Here is an 18,823-nt window from a genome sequence, read left to right on the forward strand (position 1 = left end):
CTCCACTTCACCTCCGGAGGCCTTCACCTGTCTGTGCGACAGGCCGTCACCGGTCACCTCATCGCGGAACAACGTCCTTGGACATCACAGCTAGCTGATGGAGACGCGCGAGGTCGAGTCGTTCCTGGCGCTGGCCGAGGAGCTGCACTTCGGCCGGACGGCGGAGCGGCTGCGCGTGTCGACCGCGCAGGTCAGCCAGACGATCCGGAAGCTGGAACGGCGGATCGGCGCGCCCCTGTTCACCCGGACCAGCCGCCGGGTCGAGCTGACGCCGGTGGGGCGGCAGTTGCTTGCCGACCTCGCGCCGGCGTGGGCGGCGGTCGTGTCGGCGCTGGACGGCGCGGTGGCGGCCGCCCGCGGGGTCACGGGCACGCTGCGTGTCGCGTTCGGCGACGCCGCGGGCGGGCAGCTGCTGGCCGGGGTGGCCGAGCTGGTCCGGCGGCGGGTGCCCGGTTGCGAGGTCGAATTCCGCGAGGTCCGCCCGGCGGAGGTGCTGCCGTGGTTGCACGAGGGTGAGGTGGACGTGGTGCTGGCCGGTCTCCCGCTCGATGCTCCGGGGCTGGTCACCGGCCCAGTGCTGGTGCGGGAGCGGCGGTTCTTGGCGATGGCGGCGGGTCACCCGTTCGCGCGGCGTGACACGGTGTCTGTCGCGGATTTCGGACGGGTGACGGTGTTGCGGTGTGCGCTGCCGGACCCGTGGCTGGACGAGCACGCACCGGACGCGGTGACGCGGCCGCGAGCTGGGCTGCAGGAATTGCTGACGTTGGCGGGTGCGGGTGCGGGCGTGCTGCCGGTGGGCGCGCACATCCGGAGGTACTACCCGCGGCCGGACGTGGCGTACGTGCCGTTGGACGACGCGCCGCGGCTGGAGTGGGGCCTGGTGTGGCGGGAGGGTTCGGCGACGGCGCGGGTGCGGGCGTTCGCCGACGCGGCGGCGGAGCTGGTGCGCGAACCGGCTTGACGGACGGTCAGGAAGCCGGCTCAGCAGCAGGGCACCGCCACGGCCAACCGCAAGGAGGCCGGTGAGGTGGGCCCAGCCGACCGCAACCGGCGGCCTGGCCGGCCCGACAGCCCGCGCACTGCCGCCGGCTGTCAGCCGGGCAGCCAGCGCACCGCCACCGGCTGGCTGGCCGCGATTGCGGACAGCCGGTTCGGGAACACCCGAACCCGCTCGCCGAGGCTCGTCATCCGCACCACCCGGTCGGCCACACTCCCCGGCGTCACGATCAGGCAACCGGCGATTCCGCGGTCCCGACAGCACTCCACGGCCTGAAGCAGCCCCCTCGCCCCGCGCGCGGAAAGGAATTCGAGCGTCGCGAGGTCCAGCACCAGCAAATGCGGGGCCGGTAATTCACACAGGGCCGCTTCGATCAGCGTCGTCCACCGCAGCACCGTGTCGATGTCGAGTTCGCCGCGGATTTCGATGACCAGCACCCCGCTGGTGCGTTCCGAGACGGCTCCGTCGTGCTCGCGCATCGCGCGCCTCCCCGGGGCCGGTTCGGGGGCGGCCCCGGCTCATCGTCCCACCGGCACCCGGCAGTGGCCGTGTGGAGCGGGAAGAAACCTCGCGCCGCAAGCGAACGGACCAACGCGGCCCTCCGTCCGGCTCAGCGTCCACTGTGGACGCTCAACCGCCCCAGCCACTCCCGCAGCATCGTCACCTCGGCCTCGGACAGCGACGTCGACCCGTTCAGCCGGGCGGCGAGCGTCGTCGCCGCCACGGCGACGCCACCCGGCTCCGGCGCACCCTCGGCGAGGATGCCGGCGAGCACGCTTTCGCGCACCCGCACGGAAAACTCCGGATCCGGGTACAGCTCCGGCCGGGTGACCATCGACAGCGCGACGCCGGCGTTGGCCGCCATCACCATCTGCGCGGCGAGCGGCGGCGGCACCTTCAGCCGCCCGGCCGCCGCGCAGCGCTCGAGGACCGCGAGCAGCAGCCCGTGCGCTTCGGCCGCCGCGCCCGGCGGGGTCGACAGGCCCGCGTAGAGCACGCGGTAGTGGTTGGGGTGGTCCAGCGCGAACGCGACGTGGTTGTCCCAGCCGTCGCGCAGGTCGCGCACCGGGTCGTCGGACCGCCGGGCGGCCCGCTTCCCGGCCAGGTACGCCTCGAAGGCGTGGTCGACGACGGCGGCGAGCAGGCCCTCCTTGTCGCCGAACTGCCGGTACAACGCCGGCGCGCCGACCCCCGCGGCCTCGCAGACGGCCCGCGTGGAGAACTCGCCGGACCGCGCCAGCAAGGCTGCCGCCGCTTCCAGAATTCGCGTCCGTACGTCCACCACACCGAAGCTACCAGCGGATACCATCGATATCAAGTTGAGGGTAGCGATGATCCGCAGCACGTGTTAGCGTCGATCACGTCAAGTTGAGAACATCGATACCGAAGGACACGTCCATGCCGTTCGCCAATTTCAAGGTCCCCGCCGGCACCCTCACCGCCGAGCAGAAGGAGCAGCTCGTCACCCGCGCCACCGACCTCTACGCCGAGATCTACGGCGACCGCGCCCGCGCGAACACGATGGTGCTGGTCGAAGAGGTCGCCGACGGCGGCTGGGGCATCGGCGGGGAGGTGCTCACCCTCGCGAAGCTGCAGGCGGGGTGACGTCACGCTCTCGTAAGACTCCCGTGGAATCATCGGCTGAGCACCGAAGTTGTACAGGTGGCAGCACCACACGAGGAGAAGGAGTGACGCCGTGACCACGTCAACCGAAAGGGCCGTCCTGGCCGGCGGCTGCTTCTGGGGCATGCAGGAGCTGTTCCGCCGTCAGCCCGGGGTGATTTCGACCCGGGTCGGTTACAGCGGCGGCGACGTCCCGAACGCCACCTACCGCAACCACGGCACGCACGCCGAGGCCATCGAGGTGGTCTACGACCCCACTCAGACGACGTTCCGCGACCTGCTCGAGTTCTTCTTCCAGGTGCACGACCCGACGACGAAGAACCGCCAGGGCAACGACATCGGCCTGAGCTACCGGTCGGCGATCTTCTTCGAAAACGACGAGCAGAAGCGCGTCGCCGACGACACCATCGCCGACGTCGAGGCATCCGGGTTGTGGCCGGGCAAGGTCGTCACCGAAGTCAGCCCCGTCGGCGACTTCTGGGAGGCCGAGCCGGAGCACCAGGACTACCTGCAGCGCATTCCGAACGGGTACACGTGTCACTTCGTGCGCCCGGGCTGGAAACTCCCGAAGCGCGAGACGACCGCCTGACACAGTCGTACCAAGAAGGCCCCTTCACCGATTCCCGGTGAAGGGGCCTTCTCCGTTCGGACGCGGAAAAGATCACCCGAACGGCGGTGATCCGCATCTAGTCCTAAGTGGACCGACAGCCCGGGAATCCCAATGGCGGGAAATGTCCTTTTTGGGAAGTATTGCGGTCAGTGGACAAGACCGTACGTTAGTCGCTTGTTCACGAGGCTCCGGCACCGGATTCTGATTTCCGTTCCACGGCACCACCTCTCGTCCCCTTGATCCGGCCCGGCCTCGAACCCGGGCCTGGTTCACCCTGCCCGGAGGGAATCCTCGATGGATCTGAGACGTCCTGTCGTCTTGGCAGCAACCGGCGTGCTCGTCGGCGCGCTGTGCATCACCGGCACCGCACAGGCACAACCCACCCCGAACGCCGCTCCCGGCGCCGCCCCGAGCGCCGTGGCCCAGGCCGCGACCGCGGCCGCCGGTCTGGTGGCGAGCAGGCCGGCCGCGCTGCACGCCAGCGCGGACGACGTTTTCCTGGCCCAGAAAGCGATTTCCGCCACCAACGGGTTGCAGTACATCCCGTACGAGCGCAGCTACAAGGGCCTGCCGGTGGTCGGCGGCGACTTCGTCGTCGCGACCAACTCGACGGGCCAGGTGCTCGGCACCTCCGTCGCGCAGGACCAGACCATCGACCTCGCCACCACCGGCGCCAAGGTGACGAAGGCCGCGGCCGAGGCGACCGCGCGGCAGCAGCTGTCCGCCGTGGACAGCGTGAGCCCCGCGCAGCAGGTCGTCTACGCGCTCGGCACGCCGACGCTGGCGTGGAAGAGCACCGTCGTCGGCCGCGACGCCGAGGGCCCGAGCCGCCTCGACGTCATCGTCGACGCCGCCAGCGGCAAGGTGCTCAAGACCCAAGAGCACGTCATGAACGGCGACGGCACCAGCGCGTACAACCGCCCGAACCCGGTGCACCTCGACACCACCCACTCGGGCAGCACGTACACGCTGAAGGACCCGGCCATCACCAACACGTCCTGCCAGGACGCGGCCAGCAACACCACCTTCAGCGGGCCGGACGACGCCTGGGGCAACGGCAACGCGACCAGCCGCGAGACCGGCTGCGTCGACGCCCTGTTCGCCGCCCAGACCGAGAACAAGATGCTCTCGCAGTGGCTGGGCCGCAATGGGTTCGACGGCAACGGCGGCGGCTGGCCGATCCGCGTCGGCCTGAACGACGAGAATGCCTACTACGACGGCACGCAGGTCCAGATCGGCCACAACACGCAGAACCAGTGGATCGGTTCGATCGACGTCGTCGCGCACGAGCACGGCCACGGCATCGACGACCACACCCCGGGTGGCATCTCGGGCGCGGGCACGCAGGAGTTCGTCGCGGACGTCTTCGGCGCCTCCACCGAGTGGTTCGCGAATGAGCCTTCGGGCGGCGACGTGCCGGACTTCCTCGTCGGCGAGTCGGTGAACCTGGTCGGCTCCGGCCCGATCCGCAACATGTACAACCCGTCGGCGCTGGGCGACAAGAACTGCTACGACAGCTCCGTCCCCAACGGTGAGGTGCACGCGGCCGCCGGCCCCGGCAACCACTGGTTCTACCTGCTGGCCGAAGGCACCAACCCGACCAACGGGCAGCCGACCAGCACGACGTGCAACAGCTCCACGGTCACCGGCATCGGTGTCCAGAACGCGGTGAAGATCTTCTACAACGCGATGCTGCTCAAGACCTCCAGCAGCTCGTACCTGAAGTACCGCACCTGGACGCTGACCGCGGCGAAGAACCTCTTCCCGGGCAGCTGCACCGAGTTCAACACCGTCAAGGCGGCGTGGGACGCGATCTCCGTCCCGGCGCAGTCGGCCGACCCGACCTGCTCGGCGACCGGCACCGTCACGGTTTCGAACCCGGGCAACCAGTCGACCGTGACCGGCGCTTCGGTCAACCTCCCGCTCTCCGCGAGCGGCGGCACCTCGCCGTACACCTGGACCGCCACCGGTCTCCCGGCCGGCCTGTCCATCAACGCCTCCACCGGCACGATCTCGGGCACCGCGACCACCGCGGGCACCTCGAACGTCACGGTGACGGCGAAGGACGCGGCCAACAAGACCGGCACGGCGTCGTTCAGCTGGACCGTCGGCACCACCGGCAACTGCACCGGCCAGAAGATCGTCAACGGCGGCTACGAGTCCGGCGCGGCGAACTGGACCGGCACCACCGGTGCCATCGGCCAGTGGGCGTCCTCGGGTGAGGCCGCGCACGGCGGCACCTACTCCGCCTACCTCGACGGCTACGGCTCCACGCACACGGAGTCCGTCGCCCAGTCGGTGAGCATCCCGGCCGGCTGCCACGCCAGCCTGACGTTCTACCTGCACATCGACACGGCGGAAACCACCTCCACCACCGCCTACGACAAGCTGACCGTCACCAACGGCAGCGCGACGCTGGGCAGCTACTCCAACCTGAACAAGGCGACCGGGTACACCCTCCGCACGATCGACGTCTCGTCGGCCGCCGGCGGCACCCTGGCGCTGAAGTTCACCGGCACCGAGGACAGCTCGCTGCAGACCTCGTTCGTCATCGACGACGTGGCCGTCACCCTGAGCTGACGCTTTGACGATCGAAGCGGGGAGGCCGGGATTCCCGGCCTCCCCGTTTTCGCGTCCCCGGGGGGCAGAATCGGCGCATGGACACCGAAGAGCTGCGCGCGACCCAGGCCCCGCTGAAGGACAAGTACCGCGAGCAGCCGGAGAGCGCGCTCGTCACGCTGCACGCCGACGCCGAACTGGACGGCCTCGGCATCTCGTGCAAGGTCGAAACGGGCCGCGCGGTCGTCGAAGCCGGCCTGCACCCGGCCACCGGTGGCGACGGCAGCCTCGCCTGTTCGGGCGACATGCTGCTCGAAGCGCTCGCCGCCTGCGCCGGGGTGACGCTGCGGGCCGTGGCGACGTCGCTGGGGCTCGAGGTGCGCGGCGGCCGCGTGCGCGCCGAAGGGGACCTCGACTTCCGCGGCACTCTCGCCGTCGCGAAGGACGCCCCGGTGGGCTTCCGCGCGATCCGGCTGTCGTTCGCGCTGGACACCGACGCCTCCGAAGAGCAGCTCGCCACGCTCAAGAAGCTGACCGAGCGCTACTGCGTCGTCTTCCAGACGCTGCGGACGCCGCCGGAGTTCGCCGTCACGCTTTCGGCGAACTGAACCGGCTCAGGGAGAAACCCGGAGGACAAACCGGACGCACTTGGCCTAGCTTGGCGGGGTCACCGAGAGGGGAAACCGCCATGCCGGAACCGGACAGCGCCGTCCAGGTGCGCGGGCTCGTCAAAACCTACGGGTCGACCCGCGCGCTCGACGGCGTCGACCTCGACATCCCGGCCGGGCGCGTGCTCGGCCTGCTCGGCCCGAACGGCGCCGGCAAGACCACCACGGTCCGCATCCTGACCACGCTGCTGCGGCCGGACTCGGGCTCGGCGCACGTGGCCGGCTACGACGTCCTGGCCCAGCCCGACGAGGTCCGGCAGCGGATCGGCCTGTCCGGGCAGTACGCGGCCGTCGACGAGAACCTCACCGGGTTCGAGAACCTCTACATGGTCGGGCGGCTCTACGGGCGCGGGAAATCGGCCGCCCGCACACGCGCCCGGGAGCTGCTGGCGCGGTTCGCGCTCGAAGAGGCCGCCGACCGGCCGGCGAAGGGCTACTCGGGCGGCATGCGACGGCGGCTCGACCTGGCCGGCGCGCTGGTCGCCGAGCCGACCGTCGTCGTCCTCGACGAGCCGACCACCGGCCTCGACCCCGGCGGGCGGCTCGACACGTGGGGCGTCATCAAGGAGCTGGTCGCCGACGGCACGACCGTCCTGCTGACCACCCAGTACCTCGAAGAGGCCGACCAGCTCGCCGACTCGATCGTGGTGATCGACCACGGCAAGGTGATCGCGCGCGGCACGGCCGACGAGCTCAAGGCCCAGATCGGCGGCGAGCGGCTGGAGCTGGTCGTCGCCTCGCCCGCGGACCTGCCGACGACGCTGGCGGTGCTGCGCGAGGTGGGGACGGGCGAGCCGTCCGGCGACGACCACACGCGGCGCGCGGAGATCCTCGTCGACACCGGCCCGAAGGCGCTCATCGAGGCCCTGCGCCGGCTGGACGCCCAGGGCATCGCCGTCCAGGACGTCGCCCTGCACCGGCCGACCCTCGACGACGTCTTCCTGTCCCTGACCGGCCACGGCGCCGAAGCCCCCGAGGAGGCCGCGAAGTGAACGCGCTGGCGAAGGGCATTTCCGACGGCGGCATCATCACGTGGCGCAACCTGATGAACGTCCGCCGCAACCCGGACTGGCTGATGGCGGCGACGCTGCAGCCGATCATGTTCGTGCTGCTGTTCGCGTACGTCTTCGGCAACGCGATCGGCGGCGAAGCGGGCGGCGCGGCCTACCGCGAGTTCCTCATCGCCGGGATCTTCGCCCAGACGGTGGCGTTCAACTCGGCGTTCACGGTCATCGGCTTCGCCAACGACCTGCAGAAGGGCATCATCGACCGGTTCCGCTCGCTGCCGATGTCCCGCATCGCGGTGGTCCTCGGCCGGACGACGTCCGACCTGGTGGTCAGCGTGGTGGCGCTGGTCGTGATGTCGGCGTGCGGGCTGATCGTGGGCTGGCGCATCCGCGGGAGCTTCTGGGACGCGCTGCTGGGCTACCTGGTGATGCTGATGTTCGCGTGGGCGCTGTCCTGGGTGGGCGCCCTGATCGGCCTGGCGGCGCGCAGCGTCGAGGTGGCGCAGAGCCTCGGGCTCATCTGGATGTTCCCGCTGAGCTTCATCTCCTCGGCGTTCGTCCCGACCCAGACGCTGCCGGCGTTCCTGAAGGCGATCGCGGACTGGAACCCGTTCACGGCGGTGATCAACGCGACGAGGGACTTGTTCGGCAACCGCTTCGGCCCGGCGCAGACGGGCTGGCCGGCGGAGAACGCGGCGCTGTACTCGATCCTGTGCTGCGTGGCGATCATCGCGGTGTTCGCTCCCCTGGCGACGGCCAAGTACCGCCGGGTGGCGAGCAAGTAGGAGTCCGTCCGAAGAGGACTGGCTGCGGTCAGTCCTCTTCGGACAGCTCCACGATCGGGATCACCCGCCTGGCCTGCCGGGCCTTCGCCTGGTGGTCGGCCAGGAACGGGTAGAGCTTCTCCAGCTCCGTCCACGTCCGCACGTAGTCCGCCCCCAGCAGCGGCAGCGCCTCCCCGTCGAACTCGTGGCCGTCCACCTCCACCTTGACCCGGGAGTCGGCGATCAGGTTCAGGTACCAGCCCGGGTGCTTCGGCGACCCGATGTTGGACGCCACGACCAGCAGCCGGTCGCCGTCGCGGTGGTACATCATCGGGACCGTGCGCGGTTTCCCGGAATTGCGGCCCGTCGTGGTCAGCAGCACCAGCCGTTCGCGGTGCATGCCCTCGACCTCGCCGCCCGCCCGGAACTGCTCGATCACGCGGCGGTTCGTCGCCCGCACGTCGGCCGTGTCCACGGTCACTGGTCGTAGTAGCGGGTCGGCGGCGGCTGCTGCTGCGGGTACTGCCGGGTCGGCGGCGGCGCGGCGTTCTGCTGGCTCGTGCGGCGCCGGTGCAGCGTCCGGGCGCTGGCCGCCATGCTGTTCACGACCGCGGCGATGACGAGCCCGATGACGAGGTTGATCGCGGCCGTGGCGATCTTCGCGCTCGGTGCGACCGTCAACGTCAGCGGCAGGACCACCGCGATCAGCGTCACCAGCACCATGATCCAGCCGAAGAACTGGGACGGCGCCGGCGTCGCGACGCTCAGCAGGTGCATCAGCCCGGTGGCGAGCAGGGCCACCGCGGCGGCGACCAGCGCGTACGTCGTGGTGCTCGCGTTGCCCCAGACGCCCTCGCCTTTTGGGGCCAGCACTTCGACCTCGAAGACGCCGCGCGCGATCAGCAACCCGACCACCGCGAGCAGGGCCGCGATCACCGCCGTCGCCACCCCGCCCGCCCACAGCCGGCGCGCGTCGATCCCCGGGCGGACGTCCTGGGGCTGGTTCCCGTAGTAGTCGGACATCAGAGCCTTCCTGGGTCGGCTGCCTCTCCCCCGCGATTGTCCCCTCTTTCGGCCGCGTCCGCGCGACTTGCGCTGGAGCGCACTCCAGCTCGTAGCGTCGGGGCATGACCACCGCACAGCACAAGATCGGTTCGGGTTTCGGCGCCGCCACCACGGCCGCCGAAGCCGTCGCAGGCGTGGACCTCACCGGCAAGCTCGCCGTCGTCACCGGCGGGTACTCCGGGATCGGCCTCGAGACCACCCGCGCGCTGACCGGCGCCGGCGCCCACGTCGTCGTCCCGGCCCGCCGCCGCGAGACCGCCGAAGAGGCACTGGCCGGCCTGGAGAACGTCGAGGTCGGCGAGCTGGACCTGGGCGACCTCGACAGCGTCCGCGCGTTCGCCGAGCGCTTCCTCGCCACCGGACGGCGGATCGACCTCCTGATCACCAACGCCGGCGTGATGGCCTGCCCGGAGACCCGCGTCGGCCCCGGCTGGGAAGCCCAGTTCGCCACCAACCACCTCGGCCACTTCGCCCTGGTCAACCGCCTGTGGCCGGCCGTCGCCGACGGTGCCCGCGTCGTCGTCCTGTCCTCGCGCGGCCACCACTACTCGCCGATCCGCTGGGACGACGTCCAGTTCGAGCACGGCTACGAGAAGTGGGCCGCCTACGGGCAGGCCAAGACGGCCAACGTGCTCTTCGCCGTCCGGCTGGACGAACTGGGCGCGTCCCGCGGTGTCCGCGCGTTCGCGCTGCACCCCGGCGGCATCATGACGCCGCTGCAGCGGCACCTGTCCCGGGAGGAGCACATCGCCCGCGGCTGGATCGACGAAGCCGGCAACTACCTGGTCAAGTTCAAGACGCCGGAGCAGGGCGCGGCGACGACGGTCTGGGCCGCGACGTCACCGCAGCTGGCCGGGCTCGGCGGGCTGTACCTGGAGGACTGCGACGTCGCCGAACTGGCCCCGGACGACGCCGAAGGCCTTGCCGAGTCCGGAGTGCGCCGGTACGCCGTGGACCGCGACGAGGCCCGTCGCCTGTGGACGCTGTCGGCCGAACTGACCGGGGTGGACGCTTTCGCGTGATCTTTTGACGTTTGCCCGGCACGTGATCGGGGTACATCGCGGCCGTGGCCGACGAAGCCGGCAGAACGGGGAACGCGCCGATGGGCGACGCGGACGACGTCACGTGTGCGCGTTTCACCCTCGACGAGGTTCCCGCCACCCCGCGTTCCCTCGAGGACGACCGCCCGCCGGGCTTGCTGGCCGGGCGGTACGAGGTCGGCAGGCTGGTCGGCAGCGGCGGGACGGCGCGGGTGTACCGGGCCTACGACCTGCGGCTCCAGCGCGAGGTCGCGGTCAAGATCTACGACCGGAACGCCGTCGCGCTCGACCAGCGCCGCCGGCTGCGGGAGATGAGCATCCAGGGCAGCATCACCCATCCGGGCGTGGTGGCGCTGCTCGACAGCGGCACCGACCACGGCCGCACGTACCTGGTGATGCAGCTGGTCGAAGGCGAGAACCTGGCGGAGCGGCTGCTGTCCGGGCCGCTGCCGGTGGCCGAGGTGACGGAGCTGGCGGACGGGCTGGCCGAGGCGCTGGCCCACGTCCACGCGCGGCGCGTCGTCCACCGGGACCTCAAGCCCGCCAACGTGTTCGTGTCCGTGGACGGCCCGCTGATCGGCGACTTCGGCATCGCGCACGCCCTGGACACGACGCACATCACGGGCACGGGCGTGGTCCCGGGCACGGCGGCGTACCTGGCGCCGGAGCAGGTCGGCGGCGAGCGGGCCGGGCCGCCGGCGGACGTGTACGCGCTGGGGTTGATCCTGCTGGAGTGCGTGACGGGCCGCCGCGAGTACCCGGGCACGATGGTCGAGGCGGCGATGGCCCGGCTGACCCGGCCGCCGAGGATCCCGGAGGGGTTGCCGCCGTCGCTGGCGCACACGCTGCGCCGGATGACCCGTCGCGAACCGGGAGACCGCCCGACGGCGGCGGAGGTCCGGGAGTTGCTGCACGCACCGGTCCCGACGCGGCCGTGGCCGGCGGGTCGGCTGGGTGAGGCGTTGAGGCGCCACCGCGCGGCACCGGTCGGCGGTGCGAAGGGCTGGCGCCTCGCCGCGGCGAGTGGTGCCGGCCACGCTGACTCGCCCGCCGCCGCGGGTGGCCACGGCGCAACCAGCCACCCCGACTCACCCCGCGCCGCCGCGAGCGCAGCCACCGATTCCCGGCACAGCCTGCCCACCGGCTCAGCCGACCATTCCACCCTCCCCCCTACGGTCGGCAACACCAGCCGGCCCCACCCGGCCGCCCCGCGGAAAATCCTCTCCGCAATCGGCCTCACGCCAACAAGCGAGCCCGCGAAACGCCGCCGTCTCACCGCGACCGCCGGGCTCACCGCCGCCGCCGTGGCCGCCGCCTCCGCTCTGCTCCTGTCCACTCACGACGCCAGCACCACCACCCCGGCCCAGCGGCCCACGCCCAGCTCGCCCGCGCCCGCGGCTCCTTCCCCGGCTCCGCTCGCCGTCTCCGGCACCCCCGATCCGGGCCCCCGCGCCACCGAGTCCGCCGAGCTCGAACCCGCCGCCGTGACCCACGACGACAAGCCGAAGCCCGCGAAGCCCGCCAACCCGCAGCGCACGCGCAACCACGGCAAGGGCAAGGGCTCCGGGACCTCCGGCCGGGCCTGACCCGGGTCCAACGGCCCTAGTAGCCGAAACCGAATCGGAATAGCGCGGAATTGTTTTCCCGAATTCGGACTCGAACCAATAACGAGCCGTAACCCGAACCCGCCGCACCCCGACACACACCACGTGTCCGCCCGGCTGCGTTCCGGCTCCGGCACTCCCGCCGGGAAACCCCGTACCCGACTCTTCGGAGGTCCTTGATGAGCGTCCACGCTGCCCTCGCGCGGCCGGTTTCCGGAACACCCCGCGGGCGGCACGCCAAGCCGCTCCCGGCGTGGCCCCGCGTCGTCGCCAGGACGCTCTTCCTCGCGTTCGCCCTGATCTCCGTCGGCCTGGTCGTCGTCGCCGAGTGGCCGCCCGTGCTGCTCGTCGTGCCCGCCGCCGTCCTCCTGCTGCTCGTCGCGAGCGTCGCGAAACTGCGGACCGCGTCCCGGAAGATCGATACGATCTTCGCCGAAGAACTGCCGCGGGAAACGGTTCCCGAAACCGGCGGCAGCATCGAGATCTCCTGACTTTCCCGCGCCACAAAACTGCTCCTCGGCAAAGGGATGACAACCCTGGTGACCTCGCCGCGCCCCGGCGTACAACGGGTCGGGCACAGCGCCACCCGACTTTGGGGAGTCACCAATGGCCGATCCCGCTACCCCCGCCACGCCGGTCGAACTCGACCGCGTCCGCACCGAACTGGCCGCACAGGGCCACCCGTGGGTCATGGGCGAGAACTCCATGACCATTCTCGAAGAAGACCAGCGCCGGCACCGGCTGGGTGTGCTGCTGCCGCCGGAAGGCGACCGCCGCGACCTGGAATCGCAGGCGAAGTCGCTCGCCGCCGGGGAAGCCGGCCGCGCGTCGGCCGTTTCCGGCGCCGGCGCGCCCGCGCAGTTCGACAGCCGCAGCGCCGGCGGCGCCAACTACGTCACGCCGGTCAAGGACCAGGGCGACTGCGGCTCGTGCGTCTCGTTCGGCACGGTGGCCGCGATGGAGACGGTCGCCGCGTTCACGCGCGGCCAGCCGGGCCTCAAGCTGGACCTGTCCGAAGCGCACCTGTTCTACACCCACGGCGCGAACGACGGCGCGACCTGCGACACCGGCTGGATGCCCGACCGGGCGCTCAAGGCCTGCCACGACGTCGGCATCACGTACGAGGACTACTTCCCGTACAGCCCGCGCAACCGCTCCGGCGCCAAGCTGAACGCCGACTGGCCGAACCGCCTCGCGACGACGCCGTCGTACACCGCGCTGACCGGCAACCCGGCGGCGATGAAGGAGAAGCTCGCCGCCTGCGGCGCGCTGATCGCGTGCTTCTTCGTGTACCAGGACTTCTTCTCCTACCGGACGGGCGTGTACCGCCACGTCACCGGCGGGCTGGCCGGCGGTCACTGCGTCACGCTCGTGGGCTACGACGACGCCCAGGGCTGCTGGATCGCGAAGAACAGCTGGAACACCACCTGGGGCGACGCCGGCTTCTTCCGGATCGGCTACGGCGAGTGCGGCATCGAGACCTGGCAGGTGGAGCAGGTCGGCGCGGTGAACCTGCGCTCGTGGACCGGCTCGACGTCGGTGCTGGGCCTGTGGGGCAACGACCAGGACCGCAACACCTGGGCGTACCTCAAGGACCTCGGCTGGCTGCACCTCGCGTCGGACGACGAAGTGGTCAACAAGGCGATGCTCACCGAACTCGTCGTCGCGAAGCAGGGTGGCCGTCCGGTCAACGCGTTCAACAACAACGGCACGATCGTCGAAACTTACGTCTTCTAGGAGCCGCGAGATGGCCGCATCGACCAGCCCGTCCGCCGCGCCCGCGGCGGTGGCACCCGGCGCCAGCCCGGACAACGCGCCCCAGCCCCTCACCCCGGACCAGCTGACCGCCGCCACGACGGCCGTGACCGCGGAGCCGAGCGTGGCCCCGGTGCTCAGCCCGCCGGGCGCGCCGCAGACGTCCGCCCCGGCCGCGACCGCCACGGCCTGGCAGTCGAACAAGAAGGTCCTGGCGCTCTGGACCAACAACTCCGACCGCAACGGTTACGCCTACGTCGACGGCGTCGGCTGGAAGCGCCTCGCGACGAACAGCGACAGCGTGCACGAGGCACTGCTGGCCCTCTCGTCGTCGGGCCGGCTGGCCGGCTCCATCACCTACCCCGAGGCCGCCGACGGGTTGATCCACGAGATCTACCTCTGGTGAAGGTCCTGACGCTCGAAGCCGACGGCGCGGCGGCCGACGTCGCGCCCGGCGAGCGGCTGGAGCTGCGCCTGCCCGAGAACGCGGGCACCGGCTACCAGTGGGTGCTGGACGGCCCGGAGCCGCCGCTGCGGGTGGTGGCGGAGACCCGCCACCCGGCGGCGGACCGGGCCGGCGCCACCGGCGAGCACCGGTTCGTCCTGCACGCGGACGCCCCGGGCGAGACGACGCTGGTGGCGCGCCACGCCCGCCCGTGGGCGCCGGAAACCGAGCTGCGCCGGTTCCGCCTGACCGTCCGGGTCCGCTAGCCCGCGTCCCGCCAGGGCTCGAAGCTGCGCAACAGCAGCCTGACCTGCGCCGGGTCCTTGATCTCGGCCTCGACGCCGCGCGGCATCGCGATGATCAGGTGCGTGTCCCGCGCCGCGCAGCCGGCCGCCGTCGCGGCCAGGACCGCCGCTCCGCCGCCGTCGACCGCCGTGGCCATCGTCAGGTCCACGACGAGCCGGCGGACTCCGGCGGCGAACGCGTCTTCGACCGCGCGGTGGTAGGTGGGGGCCAGACCGCCGTCGAAGAGCCCGTCGACGGACACGATGACCTCGTCTTCGAGGAGAACGCTGCGAAGTGTCATCCTGGCCTCCTGCCGACCGGGTTTTTCCCACCGGTCCGGGTTCTTCGTAAAAGGTTACGTCAGGCCCCGGTACGGGTGCAGGCCGAAAGCGGCACGGCTCGACGTCGAGGAGGACGCACGACGGGTGGTTCTCTCCCGCGGTTTTCCCTTTTGATCAACGGAAAGGCGGCCGGCGGCCGTTCGGGCCGGACGTTCGCACCCCGGAACTCGTACATCGGCGAACGTGGGCGGGTGGTCCCGGAGGGCAGTCCGGAAGACGTCGGCGACGCGGTCGCGGCCGTGCGGTCGAGCCGAGTTCCCTCTCCCCACTTCAACGTATAGCCGACCCCTGGGCTTGTGGCAAGACCCCGGTGCGGGTCCACAATCCGGGCTCACCATTTTCTGCCGAGGGGATTCTCCATGCGTGTGCTGCTGTCCACGATCGGCTCGCGGGGCGAGGTGCAGCCGGTGCTGGCGCTGGTCTCGGAGCTGAGGGCGCTCGGGCAGGACGTCCGCCTGTGCGTGCCGCCCGACTTCCGGGACTGGCTCGACGGGCTCGGCTTCGACGTCGTGCCGATCGGTCCCGAGCTGCGTTCGACGGCGTCGGCGCACCGCGGGAAGCCGACGCCCGGACAGATCCGGAAGTCCACTGAGGACACCGTCACCACCCAGTTCGAGACCATCTCCGTGGCCGCCGGGGGCTGTGACGTCCTCGTCGCCGGCGGTGCCCTGCAGTTCGCCACCCGCTCGATCGCCGAGCGGATCGGCGCCGCCTACGTCTACGCGAGCTTCTGCCCGATCACCTTGCCGTCCGACTCGCACGCGCCACCGCCGATGCCGTGGCGGACACCCGGTGAAACGGACAACCGCGCGATGTGGGCCGAAGACGCGCGGCGCTGGAACAGTTTCTTCGGCGGCAAGGTCAACGAACACCGCGCGGCCGCCGGCCAGGCCCCGGTCGACGATCTGCCGGGCCACGTCTTCACCGACCGGCCGTGGCTCGCCGCCGACGCCGCGCTGGCGCCGTGGCCCGAGCCGGGCGACCCGCGGGTCGTCCAGACGGGCGCCTGGATCTGGCCGGACGAGCGGCCGCTGCCGGACGAGCTGCGGGAGTTCCTCGACGCGGGCGAGCCGCCGGTGTACTTCGGGTTCGGCAGCATGCGGGCGCCGGGCGAGGTCGCCGAGGCCGCGCTCACCGCGGCTCGGGCGCACGGCCGCCGCGCGGTCGTCGCGCGCGGGTGGGCGGACCTCGTGGCCGCCGGCGCGCCGGACTGCCTCGGCATCGGCGAGGTCAACCAGCAGGCGCTGTTCAAGCGGGTGGCCGCGGTCGTCCACCACGGCGGCGCGGGCACGACGACGGCGGCCGCCCGCGCGGGCGCGCCCCAGGTGGTGGTGCCGCAGATGTACGACCAGCACTACTTCGCGGGCCGGGTCCGGTCGCTCGGGCTCGGCGCGGCGACCGACCCGGGCGTGCCGACGGCGTCGACGTTGACGTCAGCGCTCGAAGCGGCGTTGCGGCCTGAAGTGGCTTCGCGGGCCAAGGCGTTCTCCGGCAGGGTGCGCGCGGACGGGGCGAGCGTCGCGGCCCGCCACCTGCTGACGACGGTGCCGCTCGCGTCCGCCTGAGCCTGTCGGTTTCCCGGGGTGCCGTTCGTCGGTGGGGTGACCAGCACCCCGGGAAAGGGCTCCCCCATGACCGTGATCATCGCCGGACCGGTGTACGTCGAGCCGGCCGACCGCGACCGGTTCGTCGACGGCCACCGGACCATCGTCGAGCGGGCGCGGCGGCACCCGGGCTGCCTCGACGTCTCGATCTCACCCGATCCGGTCGAGCCGGGGCGGGTGAACATCTTCGAGTACTGGGAGTCGGAGGAGGTGCTGGACGCCTGGCGGGCGAGCGCGCCGCGTCCGACGGTGCGGCTCCCGTTCGAGGACGGCGGGGTCCGCAAGCACGTCGTCGCGCGGACGAGCGGCCCGTTCGACTAATTGAGCGCGTAGAAGTCCTCGAGCACGGCACGGGCCTCGTCGGTGTCGGGAACCGCCGCGTCCCACCGGATTTCCCCGGCGCCGGCGGCGATGTCGAAGCCGAAGAAGGGGCAGCACGCCTTTTCGCGGGCGGCGAGGTCGCGGATCCAGTCCTCGACGCCGGGGTCCGCGCGGAACCGGAACCGGATGCCGATGGCGGTCCGCTCCCGCGCGACCAGCGCTTCGGCGAACAGCCTGCGGTACTCGGCCAGCCGTTCGTCGGGGGTGTCGCGGGCGTTCGACATGTCGCAGGCGATCGGGGTCGACGCGGGCGGGATCTGCATGACGGCCTCCTTGTGGTCTCGGAGTGCCGAGCCTAGAGTCTGGACTCGACTCCAGAGTCAAGGGAGAACCGGCGTGAAGATCGGCGAGGTGGCCCGCACGGCGGGCGTCAGCGTGGACACGGTCCGCTTCTACGAGCGCCGCGGCGTGCTGCCCGCCGCGGACCGCCGCCCGTCGGGCTACCGGGAGTTCCCGGCGTCGGCGGCCGACCGGATCCGCTCGGCGAAAGCGTTGCAGGACCTGGGTTTCACGCTCGACGAGGTCGTGGACGCGTTGCGCGCGCACGACACCGGCGACGCGACGTGCGAGACGGAACGCTGGCGCCTCGAGGCGGTGGTCGCGCGCCTGGACGAGCGGATCGCCCGGCTGCAACGGGTGCGCCGCACGGCGGCGGACTGCCTCGCCGACTGCCGGGCGGGCTGCTGCCGCCTGGTCGGCGACTCGGGGCTCGCGTGATTCACCTCGACCCGAAGCCCTCGCGGGCGGGGCGTAGAACAGCAGCAACCAGCAGCGACCGCGCATGCCGTCCGGTGGTAGGGAGGGCGCTCAGCGCAAGTCCAGCCACAGGATGCGCAGCCCGACGTCGCCGTGGTCGGGGTGGCGGAACGCGCCCGGCGCCGTGCCGAGCGTGACGAACCCGAGGCTCTCGTACAGCCGGATCGCCGCGGTGTTCACCTCGACGACGGCGTTGAACTGGACGGCCGCGAACCCGCTCCGCCGCGCCCAGGCGACCATGTCCGTCGCGAGCGCGCGCCCGACCCCGGTGCCGCGCGCCTCCTTCGCGACCATCAAGCTCCCGGACGCGACGTGGCTCCCGGGCCCCGGCCGGTTGGCGTACATGTTCGCGGTGCCCGTCACCCGCTCCCCCGCGACGGCGACCACCACCCGGGCCGGCGGTTCCAGCAGCCAGAGCCGCCGGGCCTCGGGTTCGGTCATGGCCGGGTCGTAGGCGAACGTCCGCTGCTCGGTGACGACGTCGTGGACGATCGGCCAGATCCCCGGCCAGTCGCCGTCGCGGGCCTCGCGGATCACGCGCGGACCGCCGCGCACAGTTCCGGGACCACCGTTTCGATGTCTTCGCGCAGCACGAAGTCGGCGTCCTCGTCGTACGGCGTGGGCTGGCGGTTGACGATCACGAGCGTCGCCCGGGCCTGCACGGCGACGGCGCACAGCGACGCGGCCGGCTCCACCTGCAGCGAGCTGCCGACGGCCAGGAACACCTCACTCGCCGCGGCGACCTTCCGCGCGCGCCTGAGGACGTCGGCGTCCAGCGTCTGTCCGAAGAGGACGACGTCGAGCTGCAGGATGCTCGCGCACTGCGGGCAATGCGGGTCGTCGTCGCCCCGCTCGAGCACTTCGACGGTCGGGAACCGTGCCGCGCAGCCGGTGCACCGCGTGGTGTGCATGCTGCCGTGCAGTTCGAGGACCTTCCGCGCGGCGAGGCCGGCTTTCTGGTGCAGGCCATCGACGTTCTGGGTGAGCACGCGCACGGCAACGCCGTCCCCATCCAGGCCGGCGAGGGCCCGGTGAGCGGCGTTCGGCTCGGCGCGCCAGGCCGCGTGGCCGCGATAGCTGCGCCAGAAAGCCCGGCGCACGTCGGCATCGGCCATGAAGTTCTCGAGGGTGAAGGCGTTGACGGCACTCGGTTCGCGCGTCCAGACCCCATCGGGGCCGCGGTAGTCGGGAATGCCGGAAGCGGTGGAGATCCCGGCCCCGGTGAGCACGCCGACGAGCCGGGCACCGCGGATCCGGTCGATGAGCTTCATGGAGCGGAGGGTAACGACCGATCGGGCACCCCGACGAGCGGTTTTCCC

24 protein-coding genes are annotated in these 18,823 nt (G+C 71.7%); 16 read left to right on the forward strand and 8 right to left on the reverse strand.

Translation table 11 applies throughout. The features are described from left to right. The first annotated feature begins 97 nt into the window (after positions 1-97). Entirely contained in the window at positions 98-961 is an 864-nt protein-coding gene (locus ACIQWX_RS48585) for a LysR family transcriptional regulator (protein WP_400886632.1), read from the forward strand. Positions 962-1,092: 131 nt separating this feature from the next. On the opposite strand, the gene ACIQWX_RS48590 is transcribed toward ACIQWX_RS48585, so the two are convergent. Together ACIQWX_RS48590 and ACIQWX_RS48595 are read right to left on the reverse strand one after the other, a co-directional pair. Then, positions 1,093-1,476 carry an STAS domain-containing protein gene (locus ACIQWX_RS48590; RefSeq protein WP_400886635.1) on the reverse strand — a complete coding sequence of 128 codons (384 nt, stop codon included), beginning with the start codon at positions 1,474-1,476 and terminating at the stop codon, positions 1,093-1,095. 131 nt (positions 1,477-1,607) lie between these two features. Continuing rightward, positions 1,608-2,279: a TetR/AcrR family transcriptional regulator gene (locus tag ACIQWX_RS48595; RefSeq protein ID WP_400886638.1), complete on the reverse strand. Its 672-nt coding sequence runs from the start codon at positions 2,277-2,279 to the stop codon at positions 1,608-1,610. 116 nt (positions 2,280-2,395) lie between these two features. On the opposite strand from ACIQWX_RS48595, the gene ACIQWX_RS48600 reads away from it, so the two are divergent. The 6 genes from ACIQWX_RS48600 to ACIQWX_RS48625 all read left to right on the forward strand — a co-directional run bounded on the left by ACIQWX_RS48600 (position 2,396) and on the right by ACIQWX_RS48625 (position 8,249). Beyond that, positions 2,396-2,602 (forward strand): 4-oxalocrotonate tautomerase family protein, encoded by a 207-nt coding sequence (locus tag ACIQWX_RS48600; RefSeq protein ID WP_364464538.1) that lies wholly within the window; start codon positions 2,396-2,398, stop codon positions 2,600-2,602. A gap of 91 nt (positions 2,603-2,693) precedes the next feature. Then, positions 2,694-3,209, forward strand: coding sequence for a peptide-methionine (S)-S-oxide reductase MsrA (gene msrA, locus ACIQWX_RS48605; RefSeq protein WP_400886641.1), 516 nt, complete (start codon positions 2,694-2,696; stop codon positions 3,207-3,209). Positions 3,210-3,524: 315 nt separating this feature from the next. After that, positions 3,525-5,810: a M4 family metallopeptidase gene (locus tag ACIQWX_RS48610; RefSeq protein WP_400886644.1), complete on the forward strand. Its 2,286-nt coding sequence runs from the start codon at positions 3,525-3,527 to the stop codon at positions 5,808-5,810. 77 nt (positions 5,811-5,887) lie between these two features. Beyond that, positions 5,888-6,397 (forward strand): OsmC family protein, encoded by a 510-nt coding sequence (locus ACIQWX_RS48615; RefSeq protein WP_364524846.1) that lies wholly within the window; start codon positions 5,888-5,890, stop codon positions 6,395-6,397. Between the two features lie 80 nt (positions 6,398-6,477). Further along, a complete protein-coding gene (locus ACIQWX_RS48620) occupies positions 6,478-7,449 on the forward strand; it encodes an ATP-binding cassette domain-containing protein (protein ID WP_400886646.1) in 972 nt (323 codons plus the stop codon). After that, the gene (locus ACIQWX_RS48625) at positions 7,446-8,249 is read left to right on the forward strand and encodes an ABC transporter permease (RefSeq protein WP_400886649.1); all 804 of its coding nucleotides are present in this window, start codon (positions 7,446-7,448) and stop codon (positions 8,247-8,249) included. Before ACIQWX_RS48620 ends, ACIQWX_RS48625 begins: the two co-directional genes overlap by 4 nt. Positions 8,250-8,277: 28 nt before the next feature. Here the strand turns inward: ACIQWX_RS48625 and ACIQWX_RS48630 are convergent, their stop codons facing one another. After that, positions 8,278-8,709, reverse strand: a complete 432-nt coding sequence (locus tag ACIQWX_RS48630; RefSeq protein WP_400886652.1) for a nitroreductase/quinone reductase family protein — start codon at positions 8,707-8,709, stop codon at positions 8,278-8,280. Then, entirely contained in the window at positions 8,706-9,251 is a 546-nt protein-coding gene (locus ACIQWX_RS48635) for a DUF6069 family protein (RefSeq protein ID WP_364464553.1), read from the reverse strand. The genes ACIQWX_RS48630 and ACIQWX_RS48635 overlap by 4 nt, the downstream gene beginning before the upstream one ends. 104 nt (positions 9,252-9,355) lie before the next feature. On the opposite strand from ACIQWX_RS48635, the gene ACIQWX_RS48640 reads away from it, so the two are divergent. From ACIQWX_RS48640 to ACIQWX_RS48665, 6 genes are all read left to right on the forward strand, one after another. After that, positions 9,356-10,315: an SDR family NAD(P)-dependent oxidoreductase gene (locus ACIQWX_RS48640; protein WP_400886655.1), complete on the forward strand. Its 960-nt coding sequence runs from the start codon at positions 9,356-9,358 to the stop codon at positions 10,313-10,315. 44 nt (positions 10,316-10,359) lie between these two features. Continuing rightward, positions 10,360-11,919, forward strand: a complete 1,560-nt coding sequence (locus ACIQWX_RS48645; protein WP_400886658.1) for a protein kinase — start codon at positions 10,360-10,362, stop codon at positions 11,917-11,919. 197 nt (positions 11,920-12,116) lie between these two features. Further along, positions 12,117-12,428, forward strand: coding sequence for a hypothetical protein (locus ACIQWX_RS48650; RefSeq protein WP_400886661.1), 312 nt, complete (start codon positions 12,117-12,119; stop codon positions 12,426-12,428). A 115-nt stretch (positions 12,429-12,543) separates the two neighbouring features. Then, positions 12,544-13,674, forward strand: coding sequence for a C1 family peptidase (locus tag ACIQWX_RS48655; protein ID WP_400886664.1), 1,131 nt, complete (start codon positions 12,544-12,546; stop codon positions 13,672-13,674). A gap of 10 nt (positions 13,675-13,684) precedes the next feature. Further along, the gene (locus tag ACIQWX_RS48660; protein ID WP_400886667.1) at positions 13,685-14,098 is read left to right on the forward strand and encodes a hypothetical protein; all 414 of its coding nucleotides are present in this window, start codon (positions 13,685-13,687) and stop codon (positions 14,096-14,098) included. Continuing rightward, a complete protein-coding gene (locus ACIQWX_RS48665) occupies positions 14,095-14,403 on the forward strand; it encodes a protease inhibitor I42 family protein (protein ID WP_400886670.1) in 309 nt (102 codons plus the stop codon). Before ACIQWX_RS48660 ends, ACIQWX_RS48665 begins: the two co-directional genes overlap by 4 nt. Here ACIQWX_RS48665 and ACIQWX_RS48670 read toward each other — a convergent pair. Then, positions 14,400-14,723 (reverse strand): STAS domain-containing protein, encoded by a 324-nt coding sequence (locus tag ACIQWX_RS48670; RefSeq protein WP_400886672.1) that lies wholly within the window; start codon positions 14,721-14,723, stop codon positions 14,400-14,402. The two genes, ACIQWX_RS48665 and ACIQWX_RS48670, sit on opposite strands and share 4 nt — an antisense overlap. Positions 14,724-15,122: 399 nt before the next feature. Here ACIQWX_RS48670 and ACIQWX_RS48675 point away from each other — a divergent pair, with 399 nt between their 5' ends. Together ACIQWX_RS48675 and ACIQWX_RS48680 are read left to right on the forward strand one after the other, a co-directional pair. Then, positions 15,123-16,328, forward strand: a complete 1,206-nt coding sequence (locus ACIQWX_RS48675; protein WP_400886674.1) for a glycosyltransferase — start codon at positions 15,123-15,125, stop codon at positions 16,326-16,328. A gap of 66 nt (positions 16,329-16,394) precedes the next feature. Continuing rightward, a complete protein-coding gene (locus ACIQWX_RS48680) occupies positions 16,395-16,688 on the forward strand; it encodes a putative quinol monooxygenase (protein ID WP_400886675.1) in 294 nt (97 codons plus the stop codon). Here ACIQWX_RS48680 and ACIQWX_RS48685 read toward each other — a convergent pair. After that, positions 16,685-17,011, reverse strand: coding sequence for a hypothetical protein (locus tag ACIQWX_RS48685; RefSeq protein ID WP_400886678.1), 327 nt, complete (start codon positions 17,009-17,011; stop codon positions 16,685-16,687). The genes ACIQWX_RS48680 and ACIQWX_RS48685 overlap by 4 nt on opposite strands. Positions 17,012-17,084: 73 nt before the next feature. Between ACIQWX_RS48685 and ACIQWX_RS48690 the strand changes: the two genes are divergently transcribed. Then, positions 17,085-17,465 (forward strand): MerR family transcriptional regulator, encoded by a 381-nt coding sequence (locus ACIQWX_RS48690; protein WP_400886680.1) that lies wholly within the window; start codon positions 17,085-17,087, stop codon positions 17,463-17,465. A 90-nt stretch (positions 17,466-17,555) separates the two neighbouring features. Here the strand turns inward: ACIQWX_RS48690 and ACIQWX_RS48695 are convergent, their stop codons facing one another. Both ACIQWX_RS48695 and ACIQWX_RS48700 read right to left on the reverse strand, forming a co-directional pair. After that, on the reverse strand, positions 17,556-18,041 hold the full coding sequence (locus tag ACIQWX_RS48695) for a GNAT family N-acetyltransferase (RefSeq protein ID WP_400886681.1): 486 nt from the start codon (positions 18,039-18,041) through the stop codon (positions 17,556-17,558). Further along, positions 18,038-18,775, reverse strand: coding sequence for an SIR2 family NAD-dependent protein deacylase (locus tag ACIQWX_RS48700; protein ID WP_400886683.1), 738 nt, complete (start codon positions 18,773-18,775; stop codon positions 18,038-18,040). The genes ACIQWX_RS48695 and ACIQWX_RS48700 overlap by 4 nt, the downstream gene beginning before the upstream one ends. Between the last annotated feature and the right edge of the window lie 48 nt (positions 18,776-18,823).

The organism is Amycolatopsis sp. NPDC098790, from assembly GCF_044759945.1.
In the GTDB taxonomy this organism is placed as follows: domain Bacteria; phylum Actinomycetota; class Actinomycetes; order Mycobacteriales; family Pseudonocardiaceae; genus Amycolatopsis.